This window comes from Gemmobacter megaterium (assembly GCF_900156815.1).
GTDB lineage: Bacteria > Pseudomonadota > Alphaproteobacteria > Rhodobacterales > Rhodobacteraceae > Wagnerdoeblera > Wagnerdoeblera megaterium.
In genome coordinates, this window is sequence record NZ_FTOT01000012.1 from 1 (window position 1) to 19,527 (window position 19,527).

At 63.1% G+C, this 19,527-nt stretch carries 28 protein-coding genes and 1 tRNA gene; 11 read left to right on the top strand and 18 right to left on the bottom strand.

Features of this window, described 5'->3' with window-relative positions:
* The first annotated feature begins 97 nt into the window (after nucleotides 1–97).
* From BW970_RS17825 to BW970_RS17845, 5 genes are all read left to right on the top strand, one after another.
* The gene (locus tag BW970_RS17825; RefSeq protein ID WP_076533973.1) at nucleotides 98–292 is read left to right on the top strand and encodes a hypothetical protein; all 195 of its coding nucleotides are present in this window, start codon (nucleotides 98–100) and stop codon (nucleotides 290–292) included.
* Nucleotides 293–418: 126 nt separating this feature from the next.
* Entirely contained in the window at nucleotides 419–1,519 is a 1,101-nt protein-coding gene (aroC, locus tag BW970_RS17830; RefSeq protein ID WP_076533974.1) for a chorismate synthase, read from the top strand.
* Between the two features lie 99 nt (nucleotides 1,520–1,618).
* Nucleotides 1,619–2,236, top strand: coding sequence for a queuosine precursor transporter (locus BW970_RS17835; RefSeq protein WP_076533976.1), 618 nt, complete (start codon nucleotides 1,619–1,621; stop codon nucleotides 2,234–2,236).
* A 281-nt stretch (nucleotides 2,237–2,517) separates the two neighbouring features.
* Entirely contained in the window at nucleotides 2,518–2,970 is a 453-nt protein-coding gene (locus tag BW970_RS17840) for a YcgN family cysteine cluster protein (RefSeq protein ID WP_076533978.1), read from the top strand.
* Nucleotides 2,970–3,986 carry a threonine aldolase family protein gene (locus BW970_RS17845; protein WP_076533980.1) on the top strand — a complete coding sequence of 339 codons (1,017 nt, stop codon included), beginning with the start codon at nucleotides 2,970–2,972 and terminating at the stop codon, nucleotides 3,984–3,986. The genes BW970_RS17840 and BW970_RS17845 overlap by 1 nt, the downstream gene beginning before the upstream one ends.
* A gap of 85 nt (nucleotides 3,987–4,071) precedes the next feature.
* On the opposite strand, the gene BW970_RS17850 is transcribed toward BW970_RS17845, so the two are convergent.
* From BW970_RS17850 to miaB, 6 genes are all read right to left on the bottom strand, one after another.
* Entirely contained in the window at nucleotides 4,072–5,001 is a 930-nt protein-coding gene (locus BW970_RS17850) for a hemolysin family protein (protein WP_076533982.1), read from the bottom strand.
* A 39-nt stretch (nucleotides 5,002–5,040) separates the two neighbouring features.
* A complete protein-coding gene (ybeY, locus tag BW970_RS17855; protein WP_076533984.1) occupies nucleotides 5,041–5,544 on the bottom strand; it encodes an rRNA maturation RNase YbeY in 504 nt (167 codons plus the stop codon).
* On the bottom strand, nucleotides 5,528–6,598 hold the full coding sequence (locus BW970_RS17860; RefSeq protein ID WP_144039017.1) for a PhoH family protein: 1,071 nt from the start codon (nucleotides 6,596–6,598) through the stop codon (nucleotides 5,528–5,530). Before BW970_RS17860 ends, ybeY begins: the two co-directional genes overlap by 17 nt.
* Nucleotides 6,599–6,763: 165 nt before the next feature.
* Nucleotides 6,764–7,132, bottom strand: a complete 369-nt coding sequence (locus BW970_RS17865) for a hypothetical protein (RefSeq protein WP_144039018.1) — start codon at nucleotides 7,130–7,132, stop codon at nucleotides 6,764–6,766.
* A gap of 2 nt (nucleotides 7,133–7,134) precedes the next feature.
* Complete coding sequence (locus BW970_RS17870; RefSeq protein ID WP_076533988.1) at nucleotides 7,135–7,749, bottom strand: OmpA family protein; 615 nt, start codon at nucleotides 7,747–7,749, stop codon at nucleotides 7,135–7,137.
* Nucleotides 7,750–7,871: 122 nt separating this feature from the next.
* A complete protein-coding gene (gene miaB / locus BW970_RS17875) occupies nucleotides 7,872–9,194 on the bottom strand; it encodes a tRNA (N6-isopentenyl adenosine(37)-C2)-methylthiotransferase MiaB (RefSeq protein WP_076533990.1) in 1,323 nt (440 codons plus the stop codon).
* A 121-nt stretch (nucleotides 9,195–9,315) separates the two neighbouring features.
* Between miaB and BW970_RS17880 the strand changes: the two genes are divergently transcribed.
* Nucleotides 9,316–10,185, top strand: coding sequence for a hypothetical protein (locus BW970_RS17880; protein ID WP_076534079.1), 870 nt, complete (start codon nucleotides 9,316–9,318; stop codon nucleotides 10,183–10,185).
* Nucleotides 10,186–10,290: 105 nt separating this feature from the next.
* Here the strand turns inward: BW970_RS17880 and gpt are convergent, their stop codons facing one another.
* Genes gpt through fabI form a run of 3 tightly spaced genes read right to left on the bottom strand, consistent with a single transcriptional unit; the run spans nucleotide 10,291 to nucleotide 12,242 of the window.
* Nucleotides 10,291–10,800 carry a xanthine phosphoribosyltransferase gene (gene gpt, locus BW970_RS17885; RefSeq protein WP_076533992.1) on the bottom strand — a complete coding sequence of 170 codons (510 nt, stop codon included), beginning with the start codon at nucleotides 10,798–10,800 and terminating at the stop codon, nucleotides 10,291–10,293.
* 9 nt (nucleotides 10,801–10,809) lie between these two features.
* Nucleotides 10,810–11,424, bottom strand: a complete 615-nt coding sequence (locus BW970_RS17890; protein ID WP_076533994.1) for a LysE family translocator — start codon at nucleotides 11,422–11,424, stop codon at nucleotides 10,810–10,812.
* A complete protein-coding gene (gene fabI, locus BW970_RS17895; protein ID WP_076533995.1) occupies nucleotides 11,421–12,242 on the bottom strand; it encodes an enoyl-ACP reductase FabI in 822 nt (273 codons plus the stop codon). The genes BW970_RS17890 and fabI overlap by 4 nt, the downstream gene beginning before the upstream one ends.
* A 96-nt stretch (nucleotides 12,243–12,338) precedes the next feature.
* Between fabI and pdxH the strand changes: the two genes are divergently transcribed.
* From pdxH to BW970_RS17915, 4 genes are all read left to right on the top strand, one after another.
* On the top strand, nucleotides 12,339–12,941 hold the full coding sequence (gene pdxH / locus BW970_RS17900; protein WP_076533997.1) for a pyridoxamine 5'-phosphate oxidase: 603 nt from the start codon (nucleotides 12,339–12,341) through the stop codon (nucleotides 12,939–12,941).
* 154 nt (nucleotides 12,942–13,095) lie between these two features.
* Entirely contained in the window at nucleotides 13,096–13,635 is a 540-nt protein-coding gene (locus BW970_RS17905; protein WP_076533998.1) for a cold-shock protein, read from the top strand.
* Nucleotides 13,605–14,099 carry a DUF192 domain-containing protein gene (locus BW970_RS17910; RefSeq protein ID WP_076534000.1) on the top strand — a complete coding sequence of 165 codons (495 nt, stop codon included), beginning with the start codon at nucleotides 13,605–13,607 and terminating at the stop codon, nucleotides 14,097–14,099. The genes BW970_RS17905 and BW970_RS17910 overlap by 31 nt, the downstream gene beginning before the upstream one ends.
* Before the next feature lie 40 nt (nucleotides 14,100–14,139).
* Nucleotides 14,140–14,216: transfer RNA gene (locus BW970_RS17915), tRNA-Pro, on the top strand.
* Between the two features lie 19 nt (nucleotides 14,217–14,235).
* Here BW970_RS17915 and BW970_RS17920 read toward each other — a convergent pair.
* From BW970_RS17920 to BW970_RS17945, 8 genes are all read right to left on the bottom strand, one after another.
* On the bottom strand, nucleotides 14,236–15,333 hold the full coding sequence (locus tag BW970_RS17920) for a tyrosine-type recombinase/integrase (RefSeq protein WP_083701364.1): 1,098 nt from the start codon (nucleotides 15,331–15,333) through the stop codon (nucleotides 14,236–14,238).
* Entirely contained in the window at nucleotides 15,326–15,511 is a 186-nt protein-coding gene (locus BW970_RS17925) for a hypothetical protein (RefSeq protein ID WP_076534002.1), read from the bottom strand. The genes BW970_RS17920 and BW970_RS17925 overlap by 8 nt, the downstream gene beginning before the upstream one ends.
* A gap of 27 nt (nucleotides 15,512–15,538) precedes the next feature.
* Nucleotides 15,539–16,207: a hypothetical protein gene (locus BW970_RS17930; protein WP_076534003.1), complete on the bottom strand. Its 669-nt coding sequence runs from the start codon at nucleotides 16,205–16,207 to the stop codon at nucleotides 15,539–15,541.
* Entirely contained in the window at nucleotides 16,200–16,523 is a 324-nt protein-coding gene (locus BW970_RS17935) for a DUF4326 domain-containing protein (RefSeq protein WP_076534005.1), read from the bottom strand. Before BW970_RS17935 ends, BW970_RS17930 begins: the two co-directional genes overlap by 8 nt.
* Before the next feature lie 368 nt (nucleotides 16,524–16,891).
* Nucleotides 16,892–17,041, bottom strand: coding sequence for a hypothetical protein (locus BW970_RS20810; protein ID WP_159441468.1), 150 nt, complete (start codon nucleotides 17,039–17,041; stop codon nucleotides 16,892–16,894).
* A 1-nt stretch (nucleotide 17,042) separates the two neighbouring features.
* Entirely contained in the window at nucleotides 17,043–17,318 is a 276-nt protein-coding gene (locus BW970_RS17940) for a DUF2312 domain-containing protein (protein ID WP_076534083.1), read from the bottom strand.
* Between the two features lie 107 nt (nucleotides 17,319–17,425).
* Nucleotides 17,426–17,590 carry a hypothetical protein gene (locus BW970_RS20815; protein ID WP_159441469.1) on the bottom strand — a complete coding sequence of 55 codons (165 nt, stop codon included), beginning with the start codon at nucleotides 17,588–17,590 and terminating at the stop codon, nucleotides 17,426–17,428.
* Nucleotides 17,587–17,778: a hypothetical protein gene (locus BW970_RS17945; protein WP_076534007.1), complete on the bottom strand. Its 192-nt coding sequence runs from the start codon at nucleotides 17,776–17,778 to the stop codon at nucleotides 17,587–17,589. Before BW970_RS17945 ends, BW970_RS20815 begins: the two co-directional genes overlap by 4 nt.
* Before the next feature lie 111 nt (nucleotides 17,779–17,889).
* On the opposite strand from BW970_RS17945, the gene BW970_RS17950 reads away from it, so the two are divergent.
* Nucleotides 17,890–18,396, top strand: a complete 507-nt coding sequence (locus BW970_RS17950) for a hypothetical protein (RefSeq protein ID WP_076534008.1) — start codon at nucleotides 17,890–17,892, stop codon at nucleotides 18,394–18,396.
* Nucleotides 18,397–18,820: 424 nt separating this feature from the next.
* Here the strand turns inward: BW970_RS17950 and BW970_RS17955 are convergent, their stop codons facing one another.
* A complete protein-coding gene (locus BW970_RS17955; protein ID WP_076534010.1) occupies nucleotides 18,821–19,447 on the bottom strand; it encodes a type VI secretion system-associated protein TagO in 627 nt (208 codons plus the stop codon).
* Nucleotides 19,448–19,527 lie beyond the last annotated feature (80 nt).

The window sequence follows — 19,527 nt, forward strand, 5'->3', positions numbered from 1 at the left end:
GTCCTGTAGGTCGGGGGTGTAGGTCTGCTCATGTATCCCAGCTACCACGCTGGATTCATGAGATGAATCCCACACGGGATTTGTGCAACAGAGCCCTATGCTGAAACAAAAGGCCAAGGCAAGTTTTGGCGATGACAGCATCGCGCAATTTGCCGAACCGGACCGCATGTCACAGCTTGTCCGACGATATCTGCTGCGCGATCAGGTTGCACAGATGGGGCCGGGCCTCGGTGCCACCTCGATTGCGCTGACGCTCGTCAGTCAAACCGCGCTGGCCATGCGGGCTCGGTGACTTTGCAGCGTTCCTGATGTGCCGGGGGTCTGCATCGCAGTCCATCCGTGGCGCGAATTGTGGGCAAACCGCTTTCAAGCCGAGGCGGCAGGCGCTAGGAAGTGCAGAACTGTTCGGGAGGCGGGTATGAGCTTCAACACCTTCGGCCATCTGTTTCGTGTCACGACCTGGGGCGAGAGTCATGGGCCCGCGCTTGGCTGCACGGTGGATGGCTGCCCCCCGCGTGTCGAACTGGACGAGGGCGATATCCAGCCCTGGCTGGACAAGCGTAAGCCGGGCACCTCCAAATTCACCACGCAGCGCCGTGAGGAAGATGCCGTGCGCATCCTCTCCGGGGTGTTCGAGGGGCAGACGACCGGCACGCCGATCCAGATGATGATCGAGAACACCGATCAGCGATCCAAGGATTATGGGGATATTGCAGCCAGCTTTCGACCTGGCCACGCCGATATGGCCTATCTCCAGAAATATGGCATCCGGGATTACCGCGGCGGTGGGCGGTCCAGCGCGCGCGAAACCGCGGCGCGGGTGGCGGCCGGCGGTATTGCGCGCAAGGTTCTGGCGGCGCTGGTGCCAGACCTGAAAGTGACGGGCTATATAGTTCAGATGGGGCCGCGCCGGATTGACCCTGCGCGGTTCGATGCGGCCGAGATCGGGCGCAACCCCTTCTGGTGCCCGGACCCCGAGGCGGCAGCCGACTGGGCGACCTATCTGGACGACCTGCGCCTGTCGCACAACTCGGTCGGGGCGGTGATCGAAGTCGTTGCCGAAGGCGTGCCCGCAGGCCTTGGTGCGCCGCTGTATGCCAAGCTTGATAGTGATCTGGCGGCCGCAATGATGTCGATCAACGCGGTGAAGGGGGTGGAGATCGGCGATGGCATGGCAGCGGCGGCCCTGACCGGCGTCGAGAATGCCGACGAGATCCGCATGGGGAACGATGGGCCGATGTTCCTGTCAAACCATGCAGGCGGCGTGCTGGGCGGCATTTCGACCGGGCAGCCCGTCGTGTGCCGCTTTGCGGTCAAGCCGACCTCCTCCATCCTGACGCCGCGTCGCACCATCACCGCTCAGGGCGCCGAGATTGATCTGGTCACCAAGGGCCGCCATGATCCTTGCGTCGGGATTCGCGCGGTTCCGGTGGGCGAGGCAATGATGGCCTGCGTGATCCTTGATCATCTGCTGATGGATCGGGCGCAGACTGGCGGACAGCGCGGCACCATCGGCTGACCGGGGGGCTTGCAGGGACGTGCTGGCAGGCGTATCAGGCTCTGTCCCCGGCGGTTCGGGGGCCAAGTCTCCGCCACCTTGTCAAAACGGATCAGATCCATGCGACTTCTGCCCGGCATCCTTGCCATGGCCACCACTGTGGTGGCCTCGAATATCCTGGTGCAATTCCTGTTTGGCCAATGGCTGACCTGGGGCGCCTTTACCTATCCCATTGCCTTTCTTGTCACCGACCTGACCAACCGCCTGTACGGCCCTGCGGCTGCGCGCAAGGTGGTGTTTGCCGGGTTTGCCACCGGGATTGTCTGCTCGGTCATCGGCACGCAGATCATCGGGGACTTCGGACCACTCGTCACCTGGCGTATCGCGCTTGGTTCCGGCCTTGCCTTCCTGCTCGCCCAACTGGTGGATGTCGAGGTTTTTGACCGCCTGCGCTCGGGTGCCTGGTGGCGCGCGCCGCTCGCCTCCACGCTGATCGGCTCGGCGCTGGATACAGCGGTGTTCTTCACCTTGGCCTTTTCCGCGAGCCTCTCGTTCCTTGAGCCGGGAAATGATGTCGGCTGGGCGAACGAGGCGCTGCCCCTGCTGGGCGCCGGTCCGGTGGTTCCGTTGTGGGTGTCGCTTGCCGTGGCCGACTGGGGTGTCAAGCTTGCCCTTGCCGTCATCGCCTTGGTGCCATTTCGCCTCATTCTTGGGCGCCTGCGGGCAGGGCTAGCGTAATTTCATTTGACAACCACCAGATCTGTGGCAGCCTGAGCTCAACGGCAACGCAGTGAAAGGAGGTGGTCCAGTGTCTAGAGTGATATTGGAGAGAGGTGTCGGGACAGTCAGGGGGGCCGTGGCCTGAGGGCAAACCCAAGGGTCGTAAACCTTGGCTGGGACGGTTTTCGCCAAAGGCCCTAACCGGACCATCTCCGTAGATCTCGGAAAGGGTTGCGTCTTTGCGCAACCCTTTCTCTTTGCCCCTTCCCATTCCCGCGCTTGGCAGGCACAACTGCCCCATGCCGCGCCTTCGCCCCCGATATTGGGAAACTGTCCCGCTCGCCGATATGGCGCCCACCGAATGGGAGGCGCTTTGCGATGGCTGTGGCAAATGTTGCCTGAACAAGATCGAGTTCGAGGACACCGGCGAGGTTGCCTTTACCCGCCTGGCCTGCCGCTTGCTGGACGGGGCGACGTGCCGCTGCACACAATACCCGATTCGCCACCAGTTCGTGCCGGATTGCGTGTCACTGACGCCCGACAAACTGCCCGAGGTGGCCTATTGGCTGCCACGGACCTGTGCCTATCGCCTGTTGCATGAGGGCAAACCGCTGTTGCCCTGGCATCCGCTGGTATCTGGCGATCCCGAATCGGTTCATCTGGCCGGGGCTTCGGTTCAAGGATGGACCGTCCCGGAATACGAGGTCGATGAAGACGACTGGGAAGATTACATCATCGAGGAGACGCCCTGATGTTCTTTGCCTCTGACAATGGCGCGCGCTGCCCTGCTCCGGTTATGGAGGCGCTGATGCGTGCCAACGAGGGGTCCGCCATGCCCTATGGCAACGATCCGGTCACGGCTGCCGCCGCGGATCGTATCAGGGAGGTGCTGGAGGCGCCGCAGGCCGCGGTCTATTTCGTGGCAACCGGGACAGCGGCGAACGCGCTGGCGCTGGCGACGCTTTGCCCGCCCTATGGCGCGGTGTTCTGCCATGAGGGTGCTCATGTCCAGCATGACGAATGCGGTGCGCCCGAATTCTTCAGCGGCGCCAAGTTGCTGCCTGTTCCTGGCGATCATGGCCGCATGAGCCCGCAGGCGCTTGATGCGCGAATCCGTGCACAGGGCACCCGCGTGGTTCATTCGGTGCAACCCGGTGCTGTCACCATTACGGATGTGACCGAAGCCGGGACCATCTATAGCCCCGACGAAATTGCGGCCTTGGCAAAGGTTGCGCAGTCCCATGGTCTGCCGGTGCATCTTGATGGCGCCCGTTTTTCCAATGCGCTGGCCGCCACCGGCGCAACGCCGGCCGAATTGACGTGGAAGGCTGGGGTGGATGCGCTGTCGTTTGGTGGCACGAAAGGCGGATTGCTCGGTGCAGAGGCGGTGGTGTTCTTTGACCCCGCCAAAGCCTGGGAATTTGAGCTGCGCCGCAAGCGTGGTGGTCATCTGTTTTCCAAGAACCGCTATCTGGCCGCGCAGTTCCTGGGATGGCTGCAAGGGGGGCTGTGGCTCGATCTTGCCGATCATGCCAACGCGATGGCGGCCCGGCTTGCCAAGGGCATCGAACAGATTGCTGCGGCCTCGCTGGTTCATCCGGCACAGGCGAACATTGTGTTCGCTACGCTGCCTGACGCGGCGCATGATCGGCTGAAGGCCGCAGGCGCAATGTATTACAACATGGGAGAGGGCCGGGTACGGCTGGTAACAAGCTGGGCAACGACCGAAGCAGAGGTTGACAGCTTTCTCCAGTATACCAACGGCTGAATGGCGATTGGCAGGTTGCGCGTGCCGCCCCGCCCGTATTTGCGGATAACGCTCACAGGCGAGGGCCTGTGAGCGATTCCGGCGCCTAACCCGCTATTTCGGCTTCCTGAACGGGCAGGTGGGTCGCACTGGGCAGGCGCAGGCGCAGACGCTTGATCCGCCGGGGTTCGGCGTCCACCACCTCGATCTGGGCGCCGTTTTCATGCGGGACAACCTCTCCCCGCGCAGGAACGCGGCCTGCGCGCAGGTAGACAAGGCCGCCCAGCGTGTCGATGTCCTGATCCTCGTCCGAAACCCGCAGCCGCTGGCCGATGGCCGCCTCGACCTCATCCAGCGGTGCCATGGCCTGAATCAGCCAGACGCCCGGCTTCTCTTCGGCCCAGAGTGCGGATTCCTCGGTATCATGTTCGTCGGAGATGTCGCCGACCACGGTTTCCAGCAAGTCCTCGATGGTTACAAGTCCATCGACGCCGCCGTATTCGTCGATCACCAATGCCATATGGACCCGTTCGGTCTGCATCTTCTGCAACAGGACGGTCAGGGGCATGGAGGGCGGGGCATAGAGCAATGGGCGCAAGAGCTTGCGCAGGCTGAACCTGCCATTCCCGGCGCCGAACCCATAGGTCAAGGCCAGGTCTTTCAGTGTCACCACGCCCAGAGGATGATCCAGCGATCCCTTGTACACCGGCAGGCGCGAGAAACCGTGTTCGCGGAACACCTCGGCAAGTTCGTCGCGCCCGATGGTCACGGGCACTGCCACAATGTCAACTTTGGGAACCGCCACGTCATCGACGCGCAACCGACGCAGGTTGGACAGGCCAGGCAGGGAAATGTGAGGAGGATGGCCTGCCGTCGCGGTCGCTGTCGGGGCATGATGTGATGGTGTTCCGCCATCGACGCCATCGGTGGCAGTCCTGCGGAACAACCTGCTGAAAAGCCCGGCCGATCGTCTCGGGTCGGGTTCGGCTTCTGGCGCGCCCTGCGCTGCCATCAAGCCATCGGTGCTACTGCCCATCGGTCCTTTCCGAAAAACCGGCGCTTGCGCGCGCCGGTTTCAATATGGGTTGCCGATGCCCAGTCTGGCAAGGGCGCGAATCTCGATTCCCTCCATCAGTGCCGCGTCTTCGTCGGTTTCATGGTCATAGCCCAACAGATGCAAGACGCCATGGGCGACCAGATGGGTCACATGATGGTCAAAAGCCTTGCCATGCTCCAGCGCCTCGGCCTGACATACCCCCCAGGCGATGGCGATATCGCCCAGTTCCTCCGGGTCGTCCGAATCGCCGGGTTCGGGCCTCTCGGGCACGCCGCCCGCCGTGTCTGGCGCGCGCTCCTCCGATGGCCAGGACAGCACGTTGGTGGGTTTGGGCTTGCCACGGAAATCGGCGTTGAGCGCGGCGATGCGCATATCGTCGCAGCCCATGACGCTGATCAGGTAGCCCTCGGCGGACATGCCAAGTTCGGCCAGTACGGCCTGTGCCGCGCGTTCGGCGATATCTTCAAGCCCCGCCGTTTCCCAGCGGGGCTCTTCGATCACGATGTCAACCAGCTTCTCCATCGGCGCGCTCATACGCCTCGATGACGCGGGCCACAAGCGGGTGACGCACCACATCCTTCGAGTCGAAGTAATTGAAGCTGACGCCCTTGACCCCTTTGAGAATCCGCTCGGCATCGGCCAGTCCGCTGGCGGTGCCGCGTGGCAAATCCACCTGGGTGCGGTCGCCGGTGATCACCATGCGGCTACCCTCGCCCAGACGGGTAAGGAACATCTTCATCTGCATGGTGGTGGCGTTCTGCGCCTCGTCCAGGACGACGAAGGCATTGGACAACGTGCGCCCGCGCATGAAAGCCAGCGGCGCGATCTCGATCCGCTTGTCGAGCATCAGCTTTTCCACCTGCTTGGCGGGCAGGAAGTCGTTCAGCGCATCATAGAGCGGCTGCATGTAGGGATCGACTTTCTCCTTCATGTCGCCCGGCAGAAAGCCAAGCCGCTCGCCCGCCTCGACAGCCGGACGGGACAGGATGATCTTTTCCACCTGCCCACCGATCAGCATGGTCACACCGACGGCCACCGCCAGATAGGTCTTGCCAGTGCCGGCCGGACCGATCCCGAAGGCCAGTTCATGCTTGAACAGGTTCGCGACATAGGCCTTTTGCGCCTCGGTCCTGGGTTCGACCGGCTTTTTGCGGGTCCGCAGTTCAAACCCGGCGGCGTTGAACATCTCCAACTGGTCATCGCTGCGCACCGGCGCCGCGATGCCGCCGACCCCCAGTCGCAGCGCGCCATCGATATCCCCGGCGCCGATGGTTCTGCCCTGTTCCAGCCGGGCATACAGCCCTTGCAAGACGGCCGCCGCCTGTGTTCGGGCCTGCGCATCGCCCACCACTGCCAACCTGTTGCCGCGACGCAGGATATGCACGCCTGTCGCCTGTTCGATCCGGGCAAGGTTGCGGTCATATTCGCCGCAAAGCCCGATCAGCAGCCGGTTGTCGGGAAATTCCAGAACCGTTTCGACCGTATCGTCGGAGCGGGGCGGGGGGGTCAGCGCGCTGATGCCCAAGCGTGTCTCCTTGTCGTCGTCGAGTTTGTCGTCGTCAGGGGTGCCAGTCATGATGTCAATCTGCGCCCGCTGCGGCGTTGCGGCAAGACGCCACGCGAATGCATCGCCAGTTTGCGCGGCATTTGCGCATATTCTGTGACAGTTCTGCCTGTTTCGCAGCAAGAAGGGCCGCAACATGCGCTGCGGCCCTTCGGGAATTGCGATATACTGGCAGCGTCAGTTCGCGCCGTGCATCCTGCCACGCGCCGGGGCCCAGTCGCGCAGGCCGGCATTCGGCGACTGGTAGTTTCCGACCACCGCGCCGGGCGGGAAGTGGTTGTTGCAGACATTCGCCATGCCGGTCGCCGGGTCAAAGCGTGGCGACGCATATCCTTCGACACCGTCGTCGATGATCCAGTTCTGGCAGCCGTCCGGATCATAGGCAATGGCGGCCCGCTGGTTCGGAATGCGCGTCTTGTCCCAGCCGCGGTCTTCGGCAATGGCGATATAGCTGTCGGCTTGCCCATCATGCGGTGCAAGGCCGCACCCGGACACACCAAGGGCGAGAAGAAGGCTGACGCCTGCGATACGTTTCGTCATCATCATGATCACCACCGATAGCAGACGATTTCGACGCGGCGGTTCTGCCGCATCCCTTCAGCGGTGGCGTTGGTGGCGCGCGGCTGCCGCTCGCCCATCCATTCCACCCGCTCTACCGACGCCCCGACGGATTCGGCGACTGTCGCAACGGCCTTGGCCCGGCGCATTGACAAGTTCATGTTGTACTCGTCAGATGCGCGGCTGTCGGTATGGCCGTAGATCGCATAGCCAAAGGCGCCTTGCGTGCGGAAGATATGTTCCAGACGAGAGCGGCCATTCGCGGTCAGCCGGGCGCTGTCGGTTGCGAACAGCGTGTCGGTCGGCTCGACCGCGCAGGTGTTCTTCTTGAGGCAGACGGCGCGGCCGGTCTTGGGGTCGCGGCGCGGGACCATATATCCCTCCAGCCCGCCATCGGCCCACCAATGCATACAGCCGTCAGGGTCGATCCACAGACCCCAGTCGATCCGCCCGGTCTGGCGCGGCTTGCCGTCCGGGCCGAAGGTTTCGGCTGTGGCCGGGTTGTAGGCCGACTGGGCCATGGCCTCGGTTCCGGCTGACAGCCCTGCGGCCAGCACCAGAGCCCCGGCCACAAGCCGCAGCGTTTCGGAAATCCTCCGTCTCACGGCAAATGTCCCCCTTGGTAAATTGCAGACACGTGTACCCCGACGTCAGAATTGACGTTCGCGTTACTGAAAGTCCAGCGGATTCTGCGGTTTGCAGGTGGCAGGACACAATCTGTCGCGTTTCAGTCTACGATACGCATCCCGGCCAGCGAGTTCGGCGCGGCGGCCGTGATGCGCACGCGCACCAGTTCGCCCGGCGTGCCGGTGGGGTCTTCGACGTGCACGGCGTGCAGGTGGTCGGATTTTCCCGACATCTGCCCAGGCAGCCGGCCGGGTTTTTCGTACAGCACACCGACCTCTCGCCCGACCATGGCGTCCTGGCAGGCCCGTTGCTGTTCTGTCAGCAAGGCTTGCAGGCGTTGCAGGCGTGCATCTGCGATATCGGGCGCAACAGGCGTCTTTTCGGCGGCGGGGGTGCCGGGACGGGCGGAATATTTGAAGGAATAAGCCATGCCGTAGCCGACCTGCCGCACCAGATCCATCGTGGCCTCGAAATCTGCGTCGGTCTCGCCGGGAAATCCGACGATGAAATCCGAGGTCAAGACGATATCGGGCCGAGCCGCGCGGATGCGCTCGATCAGCCGCAGATAGGCGTCGGCGGTATGCTTGCGGTTCATCGCCTTGAGAATGCGGTCCGAGCCTGATTGCACCGGCAAATGCAGATAGGGCATCAGCGCCGGGCAATCGCCATGGGCGGCGATCAGGTCGTCGTCCATGTCGTTGGGGTGGCTGGTGGTATAGCGGATGCGGGCGATCCCCTCGATCTCGGCCATTTCGCGGATCAACCGGCCAAGTCCCCAGGTGCCGCCCTGTCCTTCGCCGTGATAGGCGTTGACGTTCTGCCCCAGCAGGGTGATGTCGCGCACGCCGCGTGTGGCCAGATCGCGCGCCTCCGACAGCAGACGCTCGACCGGGCGGCTGACTTCGGCGCCACGGGTATAGGGCACGACGCAAAAGGCGCAGAACTTGTCGCACCCTTCCTGCACCGTCAGAAAGGCGGACGGCGCAGACCGGGTGCGCAGTTTCGGCAGATGGTCGAACTTGTCCTCGGGCGGGAAATCGGTATCCAGCGCCTTTTCTCCGGCATCGACCCGCGCCAGCATGTCGGGCAGCCGATGATAGGCTTGCGGTCCCACGACCAGATCGACGAGCGGCATCCGACGCTGAATCTCGGCCCCCTCTGCCTGCGCGACGCAGCCTGCGACACCGATCTTCAGATCCGGCTTTCGCGCCTTCAGCGGTTTCAGCCTGCCCAGATCGGAATACACCTTCTCCGCAGCTTTTTCCCGGATGTGACAGGTGTTCAGCAGCACCATGTCGGCGTCGTCGGCCGTTTCGGTCAGCGTATAGCCCTGTGCGCCCAGCGTTTCCGCCATGCGTTCGCTGTCATAGACGTTCATCTGGCAGCCATAGGTCTTGATGAACAGCCGCTTCTGCCCGGTCATGGCATTCCCTCTGGGTTACGGGGGTCGCTTCTACACCCAGCCGCCCCCTGCCGCAACGCTTGCATCCGGGGGCGGGCTGCGCGAATTTGCAGGTGTCCCGAAGGCGGGCAGGCGGGCAGGCATGAAATACACATCCATCGGCGCATTTCTCGACAGTGTTTCACCCGCGCTTGCCAGTGCGCCGGGGGCGCTTGTCTTTGCGGAGGATCAGGTCGAAGTGGCTTCGACGCTGGAGCACGCCCTGAACATCGGCTTTCGCACGGTCGCGTTGTTTGCCGGGGATGAAATCGAACTGCCAGAGGCACTGGCGCCACGGATCCACCGTGTTGCTTGGGATATCCACCGTGACGACGCGGTGCAGACCGCCGTGAACAAGGTGGTCAGTGCGGCGCCAGGGGCATGGCTGCACTACTGCTACAACGCCGAATACCTGTTCTTTCCGTTCTGCGAAACGCGCAGCATCGGCGAGTTGACCGCGTTCCATGCGGAAGAGCGGCGTGACGCGATGCTGACCTATGTGATCGACCTGTATGCGGATGATCTCGACCGGCATCCGAATGCGGTTTCCCTGGCCGAAGCCTTGCTGGACCGTTCGGGGTACTACGCACTGGGGCGGCCGGATCCCGCGAATCACAATTACCCAAAGGAACGGCAACTGGATTTCTTTGGCGGCCTACGCTGGCGGTTCGAAGAACACGTTCCGCCCAGCCGACGCCGCATCGACCGTATCGGCCTGTTCCGCGCGCGGGCCGACCTTGCGCTGCGCGACGATCACACCTTTACCAACGAGGAATACAACACCTACGCCTGCCCGTGGCACAACAATCTTACGGCAGCGATCTGTTCGTTCCGCACCGCCAAGGCGCTGCGCACCAATCCCGGTTCCCGGTTCGACATCCACAGCTTTCGCTGGCAGAACTCGACGCCGTTTCAGTGGCATAGTCAGCAGTTGATGGATCTGGGGCTGATGGAGCCGGGGCAGTGGTTTTGATCTGCGCGCGGGCGTGTTGCGGCCAACCGGGTGCACGCCTGCGGCGGCCTGCAGGGACCGGCGCGCCGCGTCGTTGATCGGGCGCTGCCGGCCTGTGCGATCCTGTCAGTCGCGGCCCCGATAGGGATCGACATATTGCAGGGCCATATCCCAGGGAAAGAAGATCCAGGTGTCCTGACTGACCTCGGTGATATAGGTGTCCACCTGCGCCCGGCCCGCTGGTTTGGCATAGACCGTGGCAAAATGAGCCTTGGGATACAGCCTGCGCACCAGTTCCAGCGTCTTGCCGCTGTCCACCAGATCGTCGACGACCAGAATTCCGGTGCCATCGCCCAGCAGGTCGGCTTGCGGCGCCTTGGTCACCATCGCTTCGGATCTGGACTGGTGGCTGTAGGATTGCACGCTGATCGTATCGACCACGCGGATGTTGAGCTCGCGGCTGACGATGGCTGCCGGAACAAGGCCCCCGCGGGTGATCCCGACGATGGCCTTCCAGGTGCCGCCTTCGCCGGGGCCCTTGCCGTCAAGGCGCCAGGCCAGGGCACGGGCATCGCGATGGATTTGGTCCCAGGAGACGTGAAACCCTTTTTCGTGCGGCAGGCGATCCGATGCCATGGCGTCCTCTCAGGTGGCGGCGATCTTCAATCCAAGAACAGCCAGAATCCCGCCAAAGGCGCGGTCGATCCCGGTTTTCAGTCTGGCGTAGATACTGCGGGTCCGGTCAAAGGAAAACAGTCTTGCGACAAGGATATTGCAGATCACCTCGTTCATCCATACCGCAAACAGCAGGGCTGCGATCCATGGCAACGAGGTGCCGGGCGGGACGGTGCCCACGAAGACGGCGCCAAAGAACACCGCAGGTTTTGGATTGGCAAGCTGCGTGGCAAGGCCCAGGCGCAGGGCGCTCAGCCGGCCACGGGCCGCACGGCCTTCGACCGGGGCGGGCAGGGGGTCTGCGGCGTGGCGCCACATGTTCCAGGCGATCCAGCACAGGAACAGCCCGCCCGCGACCTTGAATCCCCACAACAGCGCAGGGGCGATCTGAAACAGGACAGCAAGCCCGAACAATGCCGCCACGGCCCAGACCAGCGCGCCCAGTCCCAGCCCAAAGGCAAGCCACATGCCCGTGCGAAACCCTTCGGTCACACCCGTGCGCGCAGCCATCAGCACCGCTGGCCCCGGCGACGCCGCTGCGACCAGGTGGAGCGCCCAGGCGGCCAGAAAGGCGGCGAGCGTCACTCCTTGCGCCCCGTCACCACGTCGATGTCGGGCGCGTCGACGGCTTTCATGCCCACGACATGATACCCTGCATCGACATGCAGATTCTCGCCCGTGGTTCCGCTGCCCAGATCAGACAGCAGGTACAGCGCGGCCTTGCCCACTTCTTCCTGGGTCACGTTGCGGCGCAGCGGGCTGTTCAACTCGTTCCACTTCATGATGTAGCGGAAATCGCCGATGCCACTGGCGGCAAGTGTCTTGATCGGTCCGGCGGAAATGGCGTTCACGCGGATGCGGTCCTTGCCCAGATCCTCGGCCAGATATTTGACCGACGCCTCCAGCGCGGCCTTGGCCACGCCCATCACGTTGTAATGCGGCATCACCTGTTCGGCGCCGTAGTAGGTCAGCGTCAACATGCTGCCGCCATCGGGCATCATGGCGGCGGCGTGTTTGGCAACGGCGGTGAAGGAATAGACCGAGATGTCCATCGTCATGGTGAAATTGTCGCGTGACGTGTCGACATACCGGCCACGCAACTCGTTCTTGTCCGAAAAACCGATGGCGTGGACGATGAAGTCCAGTGTGCCCCATTCGGTCTTCAGCGTCTCGAACAGGGCCTGGATGCTGGCGTCATCGGCCACATCGCATTCGGCAAGCAGGCTGGACCCCACCTTGGAGGCCAGCGGCTCGACCCGCTTTTTCAGCGCATCGCCCTGATAGGAAAAGGCAAGTTGGGCGCCCTGATCGGCCAGCGCCTTGGCGATGCCCCAGGCAATGGATTTGTCGTTGGCAAGGCCCATGATAAGCCCGCGTTTGCCCTGCATCAGACCATTTGACATTAAGAGTCCCTCGCCCACTTATGTTCGGGTCCGGTCGGGTGTAGGGCATCGCAACCGCCGCATCAAGGCCGGGTGGACGCAATGCAAGGCACACTCATGGACCGAACCGGCATCTTCGCAGGCGACGACCCCTTTCACATCGCACGGACCTGGCTTGCCGAAGCCGAAAGGACCGAGCCGAACGACCCCAACGCGATCGCGCTGGCCACGGTGGACGCCCAGGGTTTACCCAATGTCCGCATGGTGTTGCTGAAGGAAATCGCAGAGGATGCCTTCGTCTTTTACACCAACTACGAAAGCGCCAAGGGCACAGAGATCGCGGCAACCAGAAAAGCGGCTTTCGTGATGCACTGGAAATCGCTGCGCCGCCAGATTCGGGTGCGCGGTACGGTGGACCGGGACGATGGCCCTGGCGCCGATGCCTATTATGCCAGCCGCAACATCCAGTCCCGGCTGGGCGCATGGGCAAGCCGGCAGTCCCGCCCGTTGTCCAGCCGTTCGGCCCTTGTGGCCGAGGTGGCAAAGATCACCGCGATGAAGGGGCCGAACCCGCCCCGCCCGCCGTTCTGGGGTGGCTTTCGTATCAACCCTGTGGAAATCGAGTTCTGGGCGGATGGCGCCTTCAGGTTGCACGACAGATTCCGTTGGTGCAGACATGGCGGTGCTGGCGGCTGGGATGTGCAGCGGCTCAATCCGTGAAAATCTTGGGCAGGCATCAACCTTTTGGCTAGGTTGACTTATTTCACGTTACGCGAATTGCTTGGCCCGCGCCTGCCCAGTATTTGCCCTTGAAAGTCAGATGTGGGCAGCGCAGAAATGCACAGTGAGCTGAAGCTGGGGAAAAGGCTCGGTTATGGAAGAACAAGACAAGGCCCTGGAGCGATTTCGCATTCAGGGCCGCGTAAAGTGGTTTGATCCGGTCAAGGGGTTCGGCTTCATCATTGCAGATGAAGGTGGGCCCGATATCCTGCTACATGCGAATGTGTTGCGGAATTTCGGTCAGGGATCGGTGGCAGACGGCGCAGGGATCGAGGTCTTTGTCCAACGTACGAGTCGTGGCGCGCAGGCGGTGGAGATCATCGAGATCCATCCCCCTGAAGGTACCGGCTTTGTGCTTGGCGAGGACATTCCCCCAGAGGTCGCCAGCACGATCGCTGATCTGGTGATCGAGCCTGCCAGGGTGAAGTGGTTCGACAAAGGCAAGGGCTTTGGCTTTGCGAATGTCTTCGGGCGCCCCGAAGATGTTTTCGTTCATATCGAAGTGCTGCGGCAATCCGGTTTCGCGGATCTTCAGCCGGGCGAGGCTATCGGCTTGCGCATTGTTGACGGAAAACGCGGTCGCATGGCCGCACAGGTGCTGTCATGGGAAGCTGCGCTGCGCAAACCTGCCTGATCCGCGGCCTGTCCGCCGCGATCGTGCTGCTGGTCTCGGCCGTGGCAGGCGTTGCCGCCTGTGCGCCAAACATGGTCGAGTTGAAAGGCCCGCGCGGTACTGCCAGATTCGCCGTCGAACTGGCCGACACCGATGCCAAACGGATGCAGGGCCTGATGTTTCGGGACAAGATGGCCAGCTCTGCCGGGATGTTGTTTATCTACGACCGTCCAGGGCGCGCCATGTTCTGGATGAAGAACACCCTGATCCCGCTGGATATGATCTTTGCGGATCCCACAGGGACCGTGCTGCGCGTGCACGAGAACGCGATTCCGCATGACGAAACCCCGATTGATGGCGGCGATGGTGTGTTGGCCGTGCTGGAAATCAACGGCGGACTCGCCCGTCGGCTGGGGATCGGCCCCGGAACGCTGATGCGTCATCCTGCATTTGCCGATGGTCCGGCCGCTTTCCCGTGCGAGTGACCTTTTCATTGCCGAAAGCCTTCGCTAAAGAGGGGCCAGTCGGGGCGTAGCGCAGCCTGGTAGCGCGACGGTTTTGGGTACCGTAGGTCGAGAGTTCGAATCCCTCCGCCCCGACCAATACTTAGCAGGTTTCGACCTATCCGGTTTGCACCGCAGTTTGCACTTTCGTTCTGGATTCGGCCTCTTGCAGTTTTGCGGCCAGGCCGTCGGTCATCTCCGGTGATAGTGCGACATATCGTTCAATCACCTCTGCCGCGTGCTTGATCGACCAGCCCATGTGGGTGGCGATCTCGCGCAGTTCGGCCCCGGCTTGGAACAGTCTGGTGGCTGCGGTGCCGCGCGCATCATAGAGCCGCAGTTCGGATCGCAGCCCCAGCTTGTCACGCCACGTGCTGACCGCGTCTCCCAGGTAGTTCTCGTGCTGATAGGGCTGTCCGCCCTTGTTGGTGATGATGGCGCGCTGATCGGCTGGTGTGCTGTCGATCAGCGCGGCCATGCGCGGTGTCACGGGAATAGAGGCAATGCGCCGCTTGGCCTTGCCCTTGGATGTCCAGACGACGATGCGACGGCCAGTCGGCGTCGGGTGGATATGCTCGCGCGCTAGCTTGGCCAGATCGCCGGGCCGGAGGCCGGTTTCGGTGGCGGCAATCAGGATGCGCCCGACATGGGGCGGCGCCCCTGCCACAAATGTCTCGATGTCGGCCGCCAGCCAGAACACCTCGGCGCGGGTGGCCTTGTAGGTCGATTTGATACCCATCAGGCGGTGCTGCATCAGGAGCCCGCGATCCAGCGACCAGCCGACGATCCGTTGCAGGTGGCGAATGCGGTCATCGCCCACCTTGCCGCCGATCCCGTCTCTCCAGTCCAGCACTCGCTTGCGGATGCGCGGATCATCGAACGCCCGGATCGGGGCATCACCGAATTTGACGTCTATCCCGTTTTTCGGATGGTTGATGGATGTGCGCATGTCTGACTGGGTGCGCGGTGCCAGCCCGCGAAACTCCTGGCTGGCAAGAAAGCCAAGGATCGCCTCGCGGAACTTGCCTTTTGCGGCCTGCCCCTTCGGCGCGGCCTCGGCCAGCGCGGCGACATACTCCGGCGATCCGATCAGGATATTGCTGTCGCTGCGCCAGAAGCATGGGGCGCCCTTGCCGCGCCACGCATAGTGCATCTCGATCACACTGCCGTCTGACAGGCGTTTGCGGATCTTGTTGATGCCGCGCAGATTAACCATCGTCACGCCCGAACCATGCCTCCACCTCGTCGGCCGGTTTCTCTGGGGTGGATTCCGGCAGGATTCGTATCGTGCCAGACTGTGTGATGATTTCAATCACCGCGCGCGGGTCTGCTGCGCGCGCAGCCGCGACGGCAGCGGAGATCTGCTTTCCCGTGAAAGTGGCGCGCTTGCCCATGTCAGTCCTTCATCTTGGCGAGGTCGGTCATGCTGCGCTCCTGATCTGTTGCAGGGCCGCGCGGCCCCATTGGTCGGCACATGCGGCGGCAACGCCCTCGAATGTGCGGCTGCGGAATTTCCAGCGATCCGGGCCGGGGCTGGCGCGGTGGACGGCCTGCCATCTTTTGTCCTCGTCGCTGCCCTTGGCGGGCAGGGGCAGGCGATTGGTCGCCACGAGAGGCGGCAGGCCGCGCAGGTAGAATCCGGTTGCCTTCTTGGCGGGTTCACCGAACCACCACGGCTGCACGATCTGCGGGCGCGGCAGATTGGCCGGCAGCCGCTCGCGGGCGTGGCGGTGCATCACCGGGTTTTCCACGGCCACCCGGTCCACCGGCGCCTGCCAGCAGGCCGTGAACAGGGCCGCGCCCTCGTCCAACTCTGCCCACATGTCCGCAGCCGTGCGCCCCGGAGGCGGACTGTGCAGCCAGCGGACACCGCTGTTGCAGAGCCGGGTGCAGGGCGGGTGGGCCACGACGAGCAAATCCCAGCCGTCGGCCAGATGGTCGCGCACGTCGCCCCGAATGTGCCGATTGCTTCCGTCCTCGGAAGGCAGCAGGTCGCAGGACCATGTGTCGTGGCCATGGGCGGCAAAGGCCCGGCGCATGACGCCAGAGGTTTCGCAGCCGATCAGGACGCGCAGGGGGCGGTCAAGCATTGGCGATTTCCAGCAGCACGTCGGCGTGGCAGGGGCTGCCTATGGGGCACCAGCAGGCGAGGTTCTTGCCGCGTAGTTCGCGCGGTTCAGGCATGACGTGGGCCGGGATGAATGCCATGCCAGTAATCGGTTCGGACGGGCCGCAAATCACTTTGCAGCGCCCCCGATAAAGGTCACGGAACGCTGCGACACATGCGGCGGCATCCCCCTTGAACGGGTTGCCCCACTTCGTTGTGCGGTCCACCTTCACGGTGTTCGGCGGCATCCGCCAGCCCTTGGCGCGGGATAGCTGGATGCGGATTGGCGTCTCCCCCATCACAACCCCCACACCACAATCGCCGCGATGACCATCAGCGCGCCCAGCGCGGCCAGCAGCAGAGGCGGGGGCGGGTCGGGCTGGGGGTTCCGCAGTTCTTCAAGCTCGTTCATGGGGTGGCCTCCGTGCAATGACAGGCCACGGCCTCGGTGCCGGTGACGCCAAATTCGACGCGGCGGGTGTGCCAGCCCGTGCCGCCGCAGGTCGGGCAGTCGGGGTTGGCGAGGGGCCGCAGGGCAGACAGGGCGCCGCGCCGGGCAGAGGCGGCGGTGAGGTGGGTAGCCCACGGGGCGGGATGGGGGGCATTCGGGGATACTCCTAAGCTGGCGCTTGGGATGCTGGCCCGCGCGGGGCCAGTCACCGAAGGGTCAGGCATCGCCGCCGGTCGCGCGGATGCGCTCGATCTCGGATGGTGTTGCGGGGTGGGCGCGGCCGCATTTGAGGCACCAGACGGCCTGTCCGCTTGGGGTTTCGGCCCGATACAGGCGCTGGTGCTTGATGTCGTCGCAGCAGGTCATGTCACACCATCCCCAGCGCGGATTTGTACATGTCGAGGATCGCCTCTTCCTCGGCCACGTCGTCTGGCTTGCGCTTGCGCAGGGCGATGAGTTTGCGCATCACCTTGGTGTCGTAGCCGCGGCCCTTCGCTTCGGCGAACAGTTCCTTCTCCTGCTCGGCGATGTCCTTCTTTTCGGCGGCAAGCTGTTCGGCACGTTCGATGAACTGGCGCAGCTCGTCGGAGGTGACGGCGTAGGCGTCGGTGTTCTGGCGGGCAAAGTCGGGGTCGTGTTTCATGGGCGGGGTTCCTCGGACCTGATCAAGCGCGGCTTTGAACACTTCCATCGGGACCGGGACGGTCTTTGTCCCGTCGCCGGTGCTGATGGAGATCAGCGTGCCGCGCGTCATGGGTGGGGAAGCTGGGCGAGGTGGCCGAGGTAGAGGCGCGCGCCTTCGGCCAGCAGGATGGCCCAGCCAAGGGCCGCGCCGGTGGACCACAGGGCGGTGAGCGCGGCGTGGATCAGGTCGGTGCGGGCGCGGCGGGTGTTGAGGCGTTCGAAATGCGTCATGCGGCACCGCCGGGGCGGTGGGTGACGGTGACGCGGCCCTGGTGGACCATGTGGCGGACGGCCATTTTCACACGGCCACATGCCTGCGCCAAAAAGGTGGGCAGATCGGCCTCGGGGCGGGGCGCCGGGCGCAGCGGGTGCAGGCGCACCACATTCGCGGCGCCGTGCGTGGGGTCGGGGGTGGGCATCGGGGCCTCCTGTGTTGTGAGGGTGGGGGAAACGGCTAGACTTGGTGCCGGGCGCGCGCCGCAAACACGCGCCCGGCGATTCCCACGCAAACGAGAAGGAGAACGCGGGAAATGATTGAGGTTTCGGCAGCCCCGCTCGACCGGGATCTGCAGCGGCGTATTCTCGTGGCATTGGCGGAGCTGTATCCGGCCGCCATGGCGTTGCCGGACCTGTCGCCCCAATTCCGGGCTGAGCCACTGTTTGTGCGGAACCTGATGTATCTGAGCGGCCATGGGTTGGTGGTGGCCAGCGCGGTCAGAAAATCGCCTGCGTCAATGCCCGAGATCCTGCGGGCAGAGATCACCCCGCGAGGCCTCGATTTTCTTGCCGATGACGGAGGGTTGACCGCCATCCTTGGCGTCGTGACGGTCAAGCTGCACGATGATACGATCAGGCAGATCATGCTGGACGCAGTGGATGCAGCCGAAGCGCCGGACGGGATCAAGGAAAAGCTGCGCGCGGCCATCACGGACCTGCCCGCCGATGGAGTGAAAGCAGCCGTACCCGCACTTCTGCGTCAGGCTCTGGACGCCGCCCCGGAGGCCATTCGTCTGATCGGAAAATCACTCGGCCTTTGAGGATCGTAAGTCTCTGCATCCATATGGCCTGCCCTGGGCGCTCGTCGCCGACCAGCAGCCAGAACCCGCGCTGGTCGGCCAGCCAGCCCGTGACCGGGTCGTGGTATCCCCGTGCAGCACGTGTCGGATCGTCGTCATCGTCCTGAGCCCACATGACAAAGGCCACGCACAGACGGCAGGTCTTTGCCCCGGACTCGGGGGCGTCGAACCATACCTCGTCGGGGTAGGCTTCATGTATGCGTAGCGTGGGCATCGGAGCCTCCATCGGGTTGCGATGGGGGCTATACTAGACAAGAAAATTGTCAGATCAAGGAAAAATGACAAGAATCTTGTCTGTTCGAGTCGCTATGAGATGCGCCAACCAAGAATCGGGGCATATCGAGCTATATTTTGGTAGCTCTGGCGGGCGTTGGGTTCCTGGTGTCTACCAGCCGCACGCCTTTCTGACCGGCGCGAGTGCATCCGAAAGGCCGGTAAGATTGAAGGTCGTCTCGATGCTATCTTCGTTCACTGGCAGTATGCGCAGGCGGATCTTCGTTGCACCCAGAAGCGACTTGACGAAGGGAATGCTCTGCTTCCCAGACCAGAGTCCAAGCGCTCTATTGTCGTTGCTTTCTGTCATTCGGACTGTTTTCATGGGTTGATCGTCGAGGCGATACTCGACTTTGCCCCAGTATTTTGAAAAAAAACATCCTTCGCCTTCAATAGTTATGCTCGTCGTGTTCTCGTAGCAGGAGATCATCATCACCATTGGTTTGGCGCGCGAGTGATCATTGCATTTTACGGCGCTCTCGGAGTTGGCCGCTACCCAATGGCTCATGGTATCTGTCATTGCTGACTGCTCTGAGAATGAATGCCAGATAGTCTTCTCCATGGCATTGATAGTAGCGGGGGCGGGCGATTGGCGTGGGAAGAAATAATCATAGCATGAAAGCCTTTGGCTGTTCTCGGCCACCTTCGCGCATTCCGCCACTGTGCTCGCGCTCTGTGCGAATGCGCTAACCGTTTGAAAGCAAAAGATAATAGAGAGAATTCCACCAACCTTGATCATCCCAGCCCCCTTGTAGCCGCAGAGGCTATTGTGGTTCGGCGGCGTGGATTCGCCAAGCATTAATTGATGTGTGTCAAATT

Bases quoted from the DNA above. Each gene is read 5' to 3' on its own strand.
- BW970_RS17825 (WP_076533973.1), top strand. From the start codon at position 98: ATGCTGAAACAAAAGGCCAAGGCAAGTTTTGGCGATGACAGCATCGCG.
- aroC (WP_076533974.1), top strand. From the start codon at position 419: ATGAGCTTCAACACCTTCGGCCATCTGTTTCGTGTCACGACCTGGGGC.
- BW970_RS17835 (WP_076533976.1), top strand. From the start codon at position 1,619: ATGCGACTTCTGCCCGGCATCCTTGCCATGGCCACCACTGTGGTGGCC.
- BW970_RS17840 (WP_076533978.1), top strand. From the start codon at position 2,518: ATGCCGCGCCTTCGCCCCCGATATTGGGAAACTGTCCCGCTCGCCGAT.
- BW970_RS17845 (WP_076533980.1), top strand. From the start codon at position 2,970: ATGTTCTTTGCCTCTGACAATGGCGCGCGCTGCCCTGCTCCGGTTATG.
- BW970_RS17850 (WP_076533982.1), bottom strand. From the start codon at position 5,001: ATGGGCAGTAGCACCGATGGCTTGATGGCAGCGCAGGGCGCGCCAGAA.
- ybeY (WP_076533984.1), bottom strand. From the start codon at position 5,544: ATGGAGAAGCTGGTTGACATCGTGATCGAAGAGCCCCGCTGGGAAACG.
- BW970_RS17860 (WP_144039017.1), bottom strand. From the start codon at position 6,598: ATGACTGGCACCCCTGACGACGACAAACTCGACGACGACAAGGAGACA.
- BW970_RS17865 (WP_144039018.1), bottom strand. From the start codon at position 7,132: ATGATGATGACGAAACGTATCGCAGGCGTCAGCCTTCTTCTCGCCCTT.
- miaB (WP_076533990.1), bottom strand. From the start codon at position 9,194: ATGACCGGGCAGAAGCGGCTGTTCATCAAGACCTATGGCTGCCAGATG.
- BW970_RS17880 (WP_076534079.1), top strand. From the start codon at position 9,316: ATGAAATACACATCCATCGGCGCATTTCTCGACAGTGTTTCACCCGCG.
- gpt (WP_076533992.1), bottom strand. From the start codon at position 10,800: ATGGCATCGGATCGCCTGCCGCACGAAAAAGGGTTTCACGTCTCCTGG.
- fabI (WP_076533995.1), bottom strand. From the start codon at position 12,242: ATGTCAAATGGTCTGATGCAGGGCAAACGCGGGCTTATCATGGGCCTT.
- pdxH (WP_076533997.1), top strand. From the start codon at position 12,339: ATGGACCGAACCGGCATCTTCGCAGGCGACGACCCCTTTCACATCGCA.
- BW970_RS17905 (WP_076533998.1), top strand. From the start codon at position 13,096: ATGGAAGAACAAGACAAGGCCCTGGAGCGATTTCGCATTCAGGGCCGC.
- BW970_RS17910 (WP_076534000.1), top strand. From the start codon at position 13,605: ATGGGAAGCTGCGCTGCGCAAACCTGCCTGATCCGCGGCCTGTCCGCC.
- BW970_RS17920 (WP_083701364.1), bottom strand. From the start codon at position 15,333: ATGGTTAATCTGCGCGGCATCAACAAGATCCGCAAACGCCTGTCAGAC.
- BW970_RS17925 (WP_076534002.1), bottom strand. From the start codon at position 15,511: ATGGGCAAGCGCGCCACTTTCACGGGAAAGCAGATCTCCGCTGCCGTC.
- BW970_RS17930 (WP_076534003.1), bottom strand. From the start codon at position 16,207: ATGCTTGACCGCCCCCTGCGCGTCCTGATCGGCTGCGAAACCTCTGGC.
- BW970_RS17935 (WP_076534005.1), bottom strand. From the start codon at position 16,523: ATGGGGGAGACGCCAATCCGCATCCAGCTATCCCGCGCCAAGGGCTGG.
- BW970_RS20810 (WP_159441468.1), bottom strand. From the start codon at position 17,041: ATGACCTGCTGCGACGACATCAAGCACCAGCGCCTGTATCGGGCCGAA.
- BW970_RS17940 (WP_076534083.1), bottom strand. From the start codon at position 17,318: ATGAAACACGACCCCGACTTTGCCCGCCAGAACACCGACGCCTACGCC.
- BW970_RS20815 (WP_159441469.1), bottom strand. From the start codon at position 17,590: ATGACGCATTTCGAACGCCTCAACACCCGCCGCGCCCGCACCGACCTG.
- BW970_RS17945 (WP_076534007.1), bottom strand. From the start codon at position 17,778: ATGCCCACCCCCGACCCCACGCACGGCGCCGCGAATGTGGTGCGCCTG.
- BW970_RS17950 (WP_076534008.1), top strand. From the start codon at position 17,890: ATGATTGAGGTTTCGGCAGCCCCGCTCGACCGGGATCTGCAGCGGCGT.
- BW970_RS17955 (WP_076534010.1), bottom strand. From the start codon at position 19,447: ATGATCAAGGTTGGTGGAATTCTCTCTATTATCTTTTGCTTTCAAACG.